Origin of the sequence: Amycolatopsis mongoliensis, assembly GCF_030285665.1 — a bacterium.
In the GTDB taxonomy this organism is placed as follows: domain Bacteria; phylum Actinomycetota; class Actinomycetes; order Mycobacteriales; family Pseudonocardiaceae; genus Amycolatopsis; species Amycolatopsis mongoliensis.
Map to the genome: position 1 here is coordinate 2,547,632 of NZ_CP127295.1, position 12,523 is coordinate 2,560,154.

10 protein-coding genes are annotated in these 12,523 nt (G+C 70.4%); 8 read left to right on the forward strand and 2 right to left on the reverse strand.

Annotated features, from left to right (window positions below; translation table 11 throughout):
• Nucleotides 1-5 precede the first annotated feature (5 nt).
• Nucleotides 6-1,661 (reverse strand): circularly permuted type 2 ATP-grasp protein, encoded by a 1,656-nt coding sequence (locus QRX60_RS12330; RefSeq protein ID WP_286003570.1) that lies wholly within the window; start codon nucleotides 1,659-1,661, stop codon nucleotides 6-8.
• Nucleotides 1,662-1,809: 148 nt separating this feature from the next.
• Between QRX60_RS12330 and QRX60_RS12335 the strand changes: the two genes are divergently transcribed.
• The 5 genes from QRX60_RS12335 (at nucleotide 1,810) to QRX60_RS12355 (ending at nucleotide 7,279) form a co-directional block, all read left to right on the forward strand.
• On the forward strand, nucleotides 1,810-2,634 hold the full coding sequence (locus tag QRX60_RS12335) for a transporter substrate-binding domain-containing protein (RefSeq protein WP_286000909.1): 825 nt from the start codon (nucleotides 1,810-1,812) through the stop codon (nucleotides 2,632-2,634).
• A gap of 82 nt (nucleotides 2,635-2,716) precedes the next feature.
• Nucleotides 2,717-3,523 (forward strand): amino acid ABC transporter permease, encoded by an 807-nt coding sequence (locus QRX60_RS12340; protein WP_286000910.1) that lies wholly within the window; start codon nucleotides 2,717-2,719, stop codon nucleotides 3,521-3,523.
• Nucleotides 3,520-4,281 (forward strand): amino acid ABC transporter ATP-binding protein, encoded by a 762-nt coding sequence (locus tag QRX60_RS12345; RefSeq protein WP_286000911.1) that lies wholly within the window; start codon nucleotides 3,520-3,522, stop codon nucleotides 4,279-4,281. Before QRX60_RS12340 ends, QRX60_RS12345 begins: the two co-directional genes overlap by 4 nt.
• Before the next feature lie 96 nt (nucleotides 4,282-4,377).
• Nucleotides 4,378-6,693 carry an oxidoreductase gene (locus QRX60_RS12350; RefSeq protein ID WP_286000912.1) on the forward strand — a complete coding sequence of 772 codons (2,316 nt, stop codon included), beginning with the start codon at nucleotides 4,378-4,380 and terminating at the stop codon, nucleotides 6,691-6,693.
• Nucleotides 6,694-6,808: 115 nt separating this feature from the next.
• Entirely contained in the window at nucleotides 6,809-7,279 is a 471-nt protein-coding gene (locus tag QRX60_RS12355; protein ID WP_286000913.1) for an SRPBCC family protein, read from the forward strand.
• Here QRX60_RS12355 and QRX60_RS12360 read toward each other — a convergent pair.
• Entirely contained in the window at nucleotides 7,269-7,844 is a 576-nt protein-coding gene (locus QRX60_RS12360; protein ID WP_286000914.1) for a hypothetical protein, read from the reverse strand. The two genes, QRX60_RS12355 and QRX60_RS12360, sit on opposite strands and share 11 nt — an antisense overlap.
• Nucleotides 7,845-8,008: 164 nt before the next feature.
• On the opposite strand from QRX60_RS12360, the gene QRX60_RS12365 reads away from it, so the two are divergent.
• The 3 genes from QRX60_RS12365 (at nucleotide 8,009) to QRX60_RS12375 (ending at nucleotide 12,519) form a co-directional block, all read left to right on the forward strand.
• Nucleotides 8,009-9,829, forward strand: coding sequence for an NHL domain-containing thioredoxin family protein (locus QRX60_RS12365; protein ID WP_286003571.1), 1,821 nt, complete (start codon nucleotides 8,009-8,011; stop codon nucleotides 9,827-9,829).
• A 1-nt stretch (nucleotide 9,830) separates the two neighbouring features.
• Nucleotides 9,831-10,163, forward strand: coding sequence for a GroES family chaperonin (locus tag QRX60_RS12370; RefSeq protein WP_286000915.1), 333 nt, complete (start codon nucleotides 9,831-9,833; stop codon nucleotides 10,161-10,163).
• Nucleotides 10,164-10,833: 670 nt separating this feature from the next.
• Nucleotides 10,834-12,519, forward strand: a complete 1,686-nt coding sequence (locus QRX60_RS12375; RefSeq protein ID WP_286000916.1) for a VanW family protein — start codon at nucleotides 10,834-10,836, stop codon at nucleotides 12,517-12,519.
• Nucleotides 12,520-12,523: the final 4 nt, after the last annotated feature.

Below are 12,523 nucleotides of genomic sequence, written 5' to 3' on the forward strand. Positions count from 1 at the left end.
CCTCCCTAGCTCTGCTGTTGCTGCTGTTGCTGGGACGAGGTCAGCTCGGGCCCCTGCTCGGCGACCATGCCGTCCACTGTGGACATGACGCCGAGCGCGGGTTGCTCCAGTTCGCGCTCGGCGGTCGACGTCCGGGAGGTGAGCACCCACGTGTCCTTCGACCCGCCGCCCTGCGAGGAGTTCACGACCAGGCTGCCCTCCGGCAGCGCCACCCGCGTCAGCCCGCCGGGCAGGACGAAGATGTCCTTGCCGTCGTTGACGGCGAACGGCCGCAGGTCGACGTGCCGCGGCGCGAGCCGGTCCTCCACCTTGGCCGGCACGGTCGAGAGCTGGACGACCGGCTGCGCGATCCAGCCGCGCCGGTTCGCGCGCACCTTCCGCCGCAGGGTCGCCAGTTCCGCCGGGGTCGCCTCGGGCCCGAAGACGATCCCGTAGCCGCCGGAGCCTTCGACCGGCTTGACGACCAGCTCGTCGAGGTGCGCCATGACGTGGTCGAACTCGTCCGGCAGCCAGCACCGGAACGTGTCCACGTTGGGCAGCAGCGGCTTCTCGTTCAGGTAGTACTTCACCATCTCGGGCACGTAGGTGTAGACGAGCTTGTCGTCGCCGACGCCGTTGCCGACGGCGTTCGCGACGACGACGTTTCCCGCGCGCGCCGCGTTGAGGACGCCGGCGATGCCGAGCACCGAGTCCGGCCGGTAGTGCACCGGATCGAGGAACTCGTCGTCGATGCGCCGGTAGATGACGTCGACCTGGCGTTCGCCCTCGGTGGTCCGCAGGTAGACGACGTTGTCGCGGCAGAACATGTCGCGGCCTTCGACCAGCTCGACGCCCATCAGCCGGGCCAGCAGCGAGTGCTCGAAGTACGCCGAGTTGTGGACACCGGGGGTGAGCACGACGACCATCGGGTCGGCGACGTTCGCCGCGGCCGCCGCGCGCAGCGCCCGGAGCAGGTGGGACGCGTAGTCCCCGACCGGCCGGACCCGGTGCTGGGCGAACAGGTCCGGGAAGACCCGCGCCATCGTCCGCCGGTTCTCCATCACGTACGACACCCCGGACGGGTTGCGGAGGTTGTCCTCCAGCACCCGGAACGTGCCCTCTTCGTCGCGCACCAGGTCCACCCCGGACACGTGGATGCGCACGCCGTTCGGCGGGTTGATGCCGAACGCCTCCCGCTGGAAGTGCTCGCAGGAGGTGATCAGCCGCCGCGGCAGCACGCCGTCGCGCAGGATCTGCCGGTCGCCGTAGATGTCGGCGAGGAACGCTTCGAGCGCCCGGACCCGCTGGGCGACGCCGCGTTCGAGCTTCGCCCACTCGGTCGCCTGGATCACCCGTGGCACCAGGTCCAGCGGGAACGGCCGCTCCTGCCCGGACAGGGAGAACGTGATGCCCTGGTCGACCATCGCCCGGTCCAGCGCGAGCGACCGCGAGTTGAGGTCGTGCGCGTCGAGCGCCGCGATCGACTCGTAGAGCGCGCGGTAGGGACCGCGGACCGTGCCGTCGGCGGCGAACATCTCGTCGTACGCGCCGGCGTGCGGCCGTTCCGGCGAGAGGTACCCGTCGAACCGGGCCCCCGGCCGGGTGATCCGGCGGGTCGTCGCCTTCCGCGCACGTCGACCGGAGGGGGGCAGCCGGGGCGGGGTCGCGTTCATGAACGACATCCTCACCTACGTGCCCCTTCGTGCGCGACACTCCCGCGCAGGTGGGCGCGGTGCGAAACGTCGCCGTAACTCGACAGTGCTGTGCTTTGGTATGGATGAGTGGCAATATGCGTGCTCTCACGAACTGAGAACTACGAGGAGTGACGACGTGGCCCGAGGACCCCAACTCAAGGCGCTCGCCCTGATCCCGGCGCTCGCCCTGGCGGCCGCCGCCCTGACCGCGTGCGGGGGCGACGGAGGCGGCACGGCGGCCGGCGGTGTCCAGCTGATCGCGTCCGGCAAGCTCACGACCTGCACGCACCTGCCCTACCAGCCGTTCCAGGTCAAGCAGGGTGACAAGATCGTCGGCTTCGACGTCGACCTCGTGGACCTGGTTGCGAAGAAGCTGGGTGTCCAGCAGAACATCGTCGACATCGCGTTCGAGAACATCGAGTCGGGCGAGGCCATGAACAGCGGCCAGTGCGACCTGGCCGCGGCGGGCATGACGATCACCGACAAGCGCAAGCAGAAGTTCGACTTCTCGGAGCCCTACTTCGAGGCCACCCAGGCGCTGCTGGTCAAGGCCGGCTCGCCGATCAAGGACTTCAGCAACGTCGCCGGCAAGAAGATCGGCGTCCAGTCGGCCACGACCGGCGCCGACTACGCCAAGGAGAACGCGAAGGGTGCCGAGATCGTCACGTTCGACGACCTCGCCCTGGAAGAGCAGGCCGTGAAGAACGGCACCGTGGACGCGGGCGTCAACGACAACGGCGTGCTCTACGACTTCGTCAAGACGAACCCGGACACCGCGGTGGTGAAGGAGTTCAAGACGAACGAGTTCTACGGCATCGGCGTCAAGCAGGGTAACTCCGCCCTGGTCACGGCGATCAACGACACGTTGAAGGCCGCCGTCTCCGACGGCACCTACGCCTCGATCTACCAGAAGTGGTTCGGCAAGGCCCCGACCTGGCTGCCAGGTAACCCCACTCAGTAAGACCCCCCGCCTGTGGCCGGTGCTTCGGCACCGGCCACAGCGGTGTTTCCGATGCCCGTTCCGGGCTTGCCTGAGGAGTGAAATGGCACTAGGCCGACGCCAGCGACGATCGGCGTTCCGGGGTGCACAGTACGTCCTGCTGCTCGTGATCGTGGTCGTCTTCGCGTTCCTGGCCAACTGGGGCCAGATCGGGCGGGCGTTCTTCGATCTCGACGTCGCGGCACAGCAGTTCCCCGACGTGATCACCGTCGCGCTCAAGAACACCATCATCTTCACCGCGCTCGGTTTCGCGCTGGGCCTGGGCCTGGGCCTCGTGCTCGCGCTGATGCGGCTCTCCTCGGTGGGGCCGTACCGGTGGTTCGCGCGCGGGTACATCGAGTTCTTCCGCGGGCTGCCCGCGCTGCTGATCTTCCTCGCGGTCGGGGTCGGCGTCCCCATCGCCTTCCCGGACACGCACCTGCCCCGCAACGTGTCCATCATGGTCGCGCTGGGCATCGTGTCCTCGGCCTACATGGCCGAGACGATCCGGGCCGGCATCCAGGCCGTGCCGCGCGGGCAGGTCGAGGCCGCCCGCTCGCTCGGCATGTCGCCGACGCGGGCGATGATCACGATCGTCATCCCGCAGGCGTTCCGGATCGTGCTGCCGCCGCTGGCCAACGAGCTCATCATGCTGACGAAGGACTCGTCGCTGGCGTTCCTGCTCGGGACCACGCCGGCGCAGCAGGAGCTCGCGCAGTTCAGCCGCCAGGCACTGCTGGAGGCGAAGGGCCTGACCCCGATCGTCGTCGCGGGCCTCTGCTATCTCGTCATCACCATCCCGCTGTCGATCCTGCAGCAGCGGCTGGAAAAGAAATACGGCGCCGGGGTGTCCGGCGGAGGTGCCACATGACCGACGTCATCGTCGAAATCTCCGGTCTGCACAAGGCGTTCGGCTCGCTCGAGGTGCTCAAGGGCATCGACCTGCAGGTCGAGCGCGGCCAGGTGGTCTGCATCATCGGGCCGTCCGGGTCGGGGAAGTCCACGCTGCTGCGCTGCGTGAACCTCCTGGAGGAGCCGCAGCAGGGCAAGATCGTGGTGAACGGCAACGAGATCACCCACGAGGACGTCGACATCGACGCGGCCCGGCGCAAGATCGGCATGGTCTTCCAGGGGTTCAACCTCTTCGCGCACCTGACCGTGCTGGAGAACCTCACCGTCGCCCAGCGGAAGGTTCTCAAGCGGGGCAAGGAAGAGGCGGAGCGGATCGCGCGGGAGAACCTCGAGAAGGTCGGCCTGGGCGAGAAGGAGACTTCGCTGCCCGGGCAGCTTTCCGGCGGCCAGCAGCAGCGCGTCGCGATCGCGCGGGCGCTGTCGATGAACCCGGACGTCATGCTGTTCGACGAGCCGACGTCCGCGCTGGACCCGGAGCTCGTCGGCGACGTGCTCGCCGTGATGCGCCAGCTGGCCGAAGAGGGCATGACGATGCTGGTCGTCACGCACGAGATGCAGTTCGCCCGCGAAGTGGCGGACAGCGTGCTGTTCATGGACGGCGGCGTCGTCGTCGAACAGGGCCCGCCGAGCCAGGTGATCGGCGACCCGCAGCACGACCGCACGAAGTCGTTCCTCGAACGGGTGCTCAACCCCACGCACAAAGCGGGGCTCGACTAGGAGCCGCTGGCGGGAATTCAGCCGTTCATCCGCGAAACGCCTGCGAATATCGTTCGCGTTCGCTACTTTGAGGGCGGGTGAGGGGGAGGTAGTGCCATGACGACCGAAAGCGCGCTGCCGCCCCTCGACCCGTTCGCGGGCATCCCCGACCGCAGGTACGAGGTCAAGGCCTCCGAGCTGCTGAAACCCGGCAACGGTGGCCTGCTGCGCTGGCGGCGGCAGGCCACCAACGCGCCGATCGTCTACGTCGAGGACGCCTACATCACCGGCACGCTGGACCTGCGCGCCGCGGACCTCAAGTACCTCTTCCGGTTCGAGCGCTGCCGGTTCGAGCACCCGCCGGACGTGCGCGAGGCGAACCTGCTCGGCCTGGTCTTCCGCAAGTGCTGGCTGCCCGGGCTCAAGGCCCGCAACATGCGCAGCCGCAACGACGTCCGGCTGATCCGCAGCGTCGTGCAGGTCGACGGCGACGACCGCGAAATCGAGGAGACCACCGTCCAGCGCGGCGACGACCGCGAGCGCGGGATGCCGAACGCCGCGGTCAACCTGACCGACGCCGTGATCGAGGGGTCGATGGTGCTCACCCGCACCGTCATCTCCCACCCGCACGGCAAGGCGATCCAGGCCGACCGGCTCGTGCTCACCGGCGCGCTGCTGGCGTACCGGATGGTCGCGAACGGCGAAGTCCGGCTCCCCGGCCTGCGGACCGGCGGTAACGTCAACTTCTCCGGCGCCACGCTGAACAACCCGGACGGCTTCGCGCTCAACGGCAACGGCCTGCACATCGGCGGCAGCCTGCTCTGCGAGGTCGACAACTACGGGCCCGCCAGCCAGCGGAAACGCTTCTCCGCCACCGGGATCATGTACCTGCCGAGCGCCACGGTGGACAGCGACATCGTGTTGCGCGAGGCGAAGCTGACCGTGTCCCAGCAGGGGCCGATCGCCGTCGACGCGTGGAAGTCCAACGACCCGTACCTCGACCCCCGGCCGGCGCTGGTCGCCGACCGGATGCGCGTCGACGGCAACGTCGAGCTGTCGGACGGCCTGCAGGCGCTCGGCACGCTGCGCATGGTCAACGCCCGGATCGGCGGCTCGCTGCGGCTGGCCGGCGCCGAGGTCACCGTGGTGCGCGGGAAGTCGCAGCCGTACTACGACCGTGCGCTGCACCTGGACGGCACCGAGATCGGCGGCGACATCGAGGCGACGAGCCTGCGCGTCCCGGCCGGCCAGCTGCGGCTGGCGGACGTCACCGTGGGTGGCAACTTCCTGGCCTGGAACTCGATGTTCCGCCACCCCGGCCGGGACGTCTTCTCCGCGCGCCGGTCGAAGATCGCGGGCAACTTCCAGCTCACGGACGCGTCGATCCGCGGCACGCTGCGGCTGCAGGGCGTCGAGGTGGGCGGCTCGATCAACCTGGCCGGGACCCAGCTGACGGAGCCGGGCCTGCGCGCGACCAGCAGTTTTTCCCTCGACGTCCGCACCGGCCGGATCGGCCGCGACCTGACGCTGCGGGACAACAACGGCCGCCCGTTCGTCGCGGAGGGCGGCGTCAACCTCGACGGCGCGCAGGTCGCCCGCCGCGTCGACCTGCGCGGGTCGCAGCTGGGGTCGCTGTCCCCTTTCCTGGTGGCGCTCGACGCGGGCGACGTCGCGGCGGACGAGTTCACGCTGACGCCGGGCCTTCCGCCGGCCGGCCGGGTGGTGCTGCGCCGCGCGCACTGCGGAACGCTGACCGACAACGAGGTGTTCTGGGCCGCGTCCGGCGGCATCGAGCTGGAGGACTTCCGCTACGACGCACTGGGCAAGAGCATCCCGCTGGCCGACGACAAGGCGCTGGACCACCGCATCGAGCTGTTGAGCAAGGCGATGCGCGGGTACCGGCCGGGCCCGTACGACCAGCTGGCCCACATGCTCCGCGCGGCGGGGAACGAGGAACACGCGTCGACGGTGGCGCTGCGCAAGCAGCAGTTCCGCTACGAAGCGCTGGCCCAGGGCTTCAAGTTCTTCGGGCCGGGGGTGCGGCTGTGGAGCTGGCTGCAGAGGTCGATGGTCGGGTACGGCTACCGGCCGGTGCGGGCGCTGGGCTGGCTGTTCACGCTGCTGGTGCTGGGGAGCCTGTGGTTCGGCCTGGGCTCGGACGACTGCGTGACGTGGAAGTCGTCGGACCCGGCGCACGAGATCATCGCGAACGGACCGCGGTGCGTGGTGAACCAGCAGGACACGGGGTTGCAGTGGAACCCGGTGATCTACACGGCGGACCTGCTGGTGCCGATCGTGGACTTCGGCAACAAGAGCCGCTGGTACATGCACGGGCCGGACAACTGGGTGGCGGCCGGGTTCACGGCGTCAGGCTGGATCCTGGCGACCACGGTGGCGGCGGGTGTGAGCCGGATGCTGCGCCGCGAAAGTTGAGCTCTCTCCGGCTTTCTAGTGTTGATCCGATACAGCCCCAGAATCAGCAAGTCAGGCTTCACCTAACCGCGGTCTCTGACATACCCTCGGTATGTCCCCTCGACGTGGAGGTCCCATGACTGCGCCCGACGCCACCGGCCGGATCGAGATCGGTGTTGCTCCCGAAGTCGTCTACGCCCTGGTCAGTGACCCCGGCAAGCTGGCCGAAGTGGCCGAGGAGTACGCCGGGCACCGGTGGGTCGGCGGTTTCGACGGGCCCGCGGTCGGGGCGAAGTTCCGGGGGCGCAACCGCCGCGGCTTCCGGCGGTGGAGCACCCTCTCCACCATCACCGACGCCGATCCCGGGCGGCGGTTCGGCTTCGAGGTGACCTCGGTGGCCGGGTTGCCCGTCTCGCGCTGGCAGTACGACTTCGAGCCCGCCGGCGAGGGCTGCGTCGTCGTCGAAAGCATGTGGGAGCGGCGGCCGGCCTGGTTCAAGGTGCCGACCTCGACCGTCACCGGCGTGTGGAACCGGAATGCGGCCAACGCCGAGAACATCGCCGCCACGCTCGCCCGGCTGAAGCGGGCCGCCGAGGTCAGTCGATGAAGCGGGACCAGAACGGTATGTACCTCGGCCCGTCCGGTGGGGCCGTGCTGATGCCGCCCGTCGCGAACTCGCGGTGCAGGTAGTCCCGCAGGTCACAGCCGTAAACGATGATGTCCGTCTGGTACACCGACAGCACCGGGTAGCCCGCCGTGCCCGGGAAGCCCGGCAGGTACCGGTGCCCGCACACCGGCACCAGCTGCGGCACGTCGGCCAGGCGGCGGCGGGCTTCGCGGACCGCGTCCTCCGGGCCGACCGGGCGCGTGCCCCAGTCCGGCAGCCAGAAGCCGTTGTGCTCGACGTCGTACAGCACGCCGTCGACCGGCCAGGCCAAACGTTTGCGCAGCTGCTCGGGGTTGCCGCAGCGCCAGTCCGGCCAGCGGTCGCCGATCGGGACGCCGGCGGACAGGAACGTGCGGTGGTCCAGGGCGAAGCGGAACCCGAACCGGCGCTCGACGTCGTCGAGCTCGGGTCCGGTCAGCCCGGGGCGCACCGGTTCCCGGAGGTTCTCCTGCAGGTGCCGTGCCTCCTCCAAGGTGAGGGCGCCGGCCGGCTGGACGGGGGTCATGTCCCGAGCCTAAGCGGCGGCTCACCCCGCCGCGCGTTCTTTTCCGCCGTCTTCACGGAGACCCCCGTGGGGTGAGTTTGTTCTCTCATCGGCTGAACTCCGGAACAGAGCGTGAGCGCATGTAGTTCACTCTTGCCGTGACTTCACCCCGACCGCAGGCCCGCGTGCGCGCTCCCGAGCTGCGCGGCGACGTCTGGCTGAACACCGGTGGACGCCCGCTGACCCTCGCCGAGCTGCGCGGGCGCATCGTCCTGCTGGACTTCTGGACCAGCGGCTGCATCAACTGCCTCCACGTGCTCGACGAGCTGCGTCCCCTCGAAGCCGAGTTCGCGGACGTGCTCGTCACGATCGGCGTCCACTCGCCGAAGTTCCTGCACGAGGGCGAGCGCGCGTCCATCGAAGCCGCGGTCCGGCGCTACGAGGTGCACCACCCCGTGGTCAACGACCCGAAGATGGAGCTGTGGTCGCAGTACGCGGTCCGCGCGTGGCCGACGCTGGCGGTCGTCGACCCCGAGGGGTACGTCGTGCACGTCGCCGCGGGCGAAGGGCACGAAGAGGCGCTTCGCCGTGTCATCGCGGACCTCGTGACGAAGCACGAAGCGAAGGGGACGCTTCGCCGCGGCGGCAGCCCGTATGTCCCGGTCGAGGAGCAGGTCAGCGAGCTGCGTTTCCCGAGCAAGGCCGTCGCGACGGCCGAGGGGCGCGTCCTCGTCGCGGACACCGGGCACCACTCCGTCGTCGAGTTCGCATCGGACGGCGAGACGGTCATCCGGCGCTTCGGCAGCGGTGAGCGCGGTGGCCAGGACGGGCCGTTCGACATCGCGACGTTCGCCGAGCCGTCCGGCATCGCGCTGCTGCCGTACGACGTCGCCGAGCGCGCCGGCTACCACGCCGTGGTCGCCGACACCGCCGGGCACCGGCTGCGCGGGCTCGACCTGATCACCGGCGAGGTGACCACGGTCGCCGGCACCGGGGCGCAGTGGCGCACCGGACCGGACTCCGGCAAGGGCGTCGAGGTCGACCTCACGAGCCCGTGGGACGTCGCCTGGTACGGCGCGGCCGGCGGGGTCGTCGTCGCGATGGCGGGCAACCACACGCTGAGCGTGTTCGACCCGGTTTCCGGCACCATCCGCCGCTTCGCCGGGACGACCGTCGAAGGCCTCCGAGACGGTGACGTCGGTGAAGCGTTCTTCGCGCAGACGTCCGGCCTCGCCACCGACGGCGACAAGCTGTGGCTCGCCGACGCGGAGACGTCGGCGCTGCGCTGGATCGAGCCCGACGGCGAGTCGTTCACCGTGCACACGGCGATCGGGGTCGACCTCTTCTCCTTCGGCCACACCGACGGCCCGGCCGACAAGGCGCTGCTGCAGCACCCGCTGGGCCTCGCCGTGCTGCCCGGCGACAAGATCGCGATCGCGGACACCTACAACGGCGCCGTACGCCGCTTCGACGTCTTCACGCGCGAAGTGACGACGATCGCCACCGGCCTTTCGGAGCCACAGGGACTGCTGCTGCACGACGGCGAGCTGCTGGTCGTCGAGTCGGCGGGCAACCGGATCGGCCCGCTGCCCGCGAGCGAACCGACGCTCGTGACCGGCGACGCGCACGCCGTACGCAGGCCGCCGACGGTGCTCGCACCGGGTGAGATCGACTTTTCGGTGGTGTTCACGGCGCCGCCGGGCGAGAAGCTGGACGACCGCTTCGGCCCGTCGACCCGGCTGGAGATCAGCGCGTCGCCGCCTTCGCTGCTGGCCGAGGGCGACGGCACCGGCACCGACCTGAAGCGCAAGATCCGGCTCGCTTCGGGGGTCACCGAGGGTGTGCTGCAGGTCGTCGCACAGGCCGCGAGCTGCGACAGTGACGACAGCGGCAACGAGCACCCGGCGTGCCGGATCACCCGGCAGGACTGGGGCGTGCCGGTGCGGCTGGCGGCGGACGGGGCGCGGGAGCTGAGCCTGGTCATGGCGGGCGAGCCCGCCGGGTAGCATGCGAACCGTGTCTGACGGGGCGAAACTCGAGATCCAGATGCTGCACGACCGCGTGCTGGTGCGGCTGTCCCCGGAAGAGGGCGAGCGCCGCAGCAGCGGCGGCATCGTGATCCCCGCCACGGCGCAGGTCGCGCGCCGGCTCGCGTGGGGTGATGTACTGGGCGTCGGGAACAGTGTGCGGAACGTCAAGACCGGCGACCGCGTGCTCTTCAACCCGGAGGACCAGCTCGAGGTCGAGATCCAGGGCGAGGGGCACCTGGTGATGCGCGAACGCGACATCCACGCCGTGGCGACCGAGCGGACTGAACACGGGACGGGGCTCTACCTGTAGGTCGGGTCCCGCGGAGGACGAGGGCGTGGCAGACGACAACGCGCACGAGCGCGCCGAGGTGCGGGAGCTCGAGCCTGCGACCACGGAGTCGGCTGCCGAGGCTGCGCCCGCTGCGGAGTCGGCCGCGGGCGCTGGGCCTGCCGGATCGCTTGTCGAGGCTGCGTCTGCTGTGGAGTCAGCCGCTGGGGGCACGCTCGCCGAGGCTGGGCCTGCTGTGGAGGTGGCCGCCGCTGGGGCTTCGCCTACGCGATCGCTCGCCGAAGCGGGGCCCGCCGTGGAGCCCACCGAGCCGGCACCTCTTGCCGCTGAGCCGCCCGCGCCGGCCGACAGCGCGACTGAGCCTGCGGCCGCGGAGCCGCGCGCCGCCGCAGCCGACAGCGTGGCTGAACCTGCGGCCGCGGATTTGTCCACAACGGCCGAAGCCGTCGCCGAGGCCCCGGCCGGAGAGCCGCCGCCTGTAGCCGAGCCTGCGGAGCCGCCCGCCGTGGCCGGGCTTCTGTCTGCCGATGCGCCTCCTGCCGCTCCTGATCGGGCGCCGGCTGTCGATGGGGCCGCCGGGACCGCCGATCTCTTCGCCGATGACCTCCTCGGTGAACTCCTCGAAATCCCCACCCCGCCGCCGGCGCCCGAGACTCCGGCGCGGCGGCTTCGCAAGGGCCTTGCCCGCACCATGATGTCCATCGGGATCGCGCTCGGGCTCTTCGTGATCCTCTACGCCATCGACCTCATCGCCAGCGCCGGTGACGTTCCGCGTGGGGTGACCGTCGCCGGCATCGAGGTCGGCGGCCTGACCCATGCCGAGGCGGAAGCCAAGCTGCGCAAGGAACTCGAGCCGCGGCTCACCCGGCCCGTCGTCATCCACGGGGGCGATGTCCAGGCCGAGCTCGTGCCCTCGCGGTCCGGGCTCGGGCTCGACTGGCCGAACACCCTCGGGCTCGCCGGGCACCAGCCGCTGAGCCCGATCACGCGGATCATGTCCTTCTTCACCAGCCGCGAAGTCGGCGTCGCCACGCAGACCGATCCGAACCAGATCGGCCAGGCCGTGCGCGAGCTGGCCGAGAGCAGGCTGAACCACCCGGCCACCGAAGGCGCGGTCGGGTTCATGGCGGTCGACGGCAGCGACGGCGGCGTCACGCCGTATCCGATCCTGCCGCGGCAGGGCCAGGAGCTGACCGACCTCGCCGGCGCCGTGCACACCGTCACCGATCACTGGCTCGACCCCGGCGGCGTCAAGCTCGGCATGACGATCACGCCCGTGAAGGCGACCGCGGCCGGCGTGCAGGCCGCCTACCAGCAGATCGTCGTGCCCGCCGTCGCGAAACCGGTCGTCGTGCACGGACAGGGCAAGGACGTCCCGCTCACGCCGGCGACGATCGCGTCTTCGTTCCAGTTCGCCGCGGTCGAGGGCGGGGCCGTCGAGGTCCGCATCGACCAGGGCAAGCTGCAGGCCGCGCTCAAGGACGGGCTCGCGAGCACCGAGACCGACGGTAAGGACGCCCAGATCGTCTTCACCGGCGACCAGCCGGCCGTCGAGCCCTCCGAGGACGCCCGGAAGGTCAACTGGGAGAAGACCTTCCTGCCGCTCATCGACGTGCTCAAGAAGACCGACGGCCGGGACCTGCTCGTCGTCTACAGTGCGTCGAAGCCCGGCGTGACCACCGACGCCGCCAGCGCGCTCGGCATCAAGGAGGTCGTCGGCGAGTTCACCACCGGCGGCCTGGCCGGCCCGGCCGCGACGAACAACCGGACGCTCGCCGCCCGCGTGTCCGGCACGATCGTCAAGCCCGGCGAGACCTTCAGCCTCGGCGCCCGCTCCGGCCCGCGCACCGCCGACAACGGCTACGTGCCCGCCCCGGCCGAGGAAGACGGCACCGGCGCGACCGTCATCGGCGGCGGCGTCTCGCAGCTCGCGTCCACTTTGTACAACGCGGGCTACCTCGCGGGCCTGACCGACGGCGGTCACCTCGAGCACGACCACTACCTCGACCGCTACCCCGTCGGCCGCGACGCCAAGGCCGTCAACGCCGACGGCAGCCCCGTCGAGCTCAAGCTGACCAACGACTCGCCGACCGGGATCGCCGTCCAGGCCACGGTTTCCGGCGACTCCGTGACGGTCCGGATCTGGGGCACCCGCCACTACCGCGTCGAGAGCCAGACCGGCGCGCAGACCCCCGGAGATCCCCCTCCGGTCCAGTTCGGCGGAGGTGGCGGCACCGGCCCGTGCCAGCCGTCGATCGGCACGCCCGGCTTCAGCGTCACCGATACCCGCGTGCTCTACGACGTCTCGTCCGGCGCCGAAGTCCGCCGGACGTCGCACACGGCGACCTACGGTCCGCGTCCGACCGTTCTCTGTTGAGTTG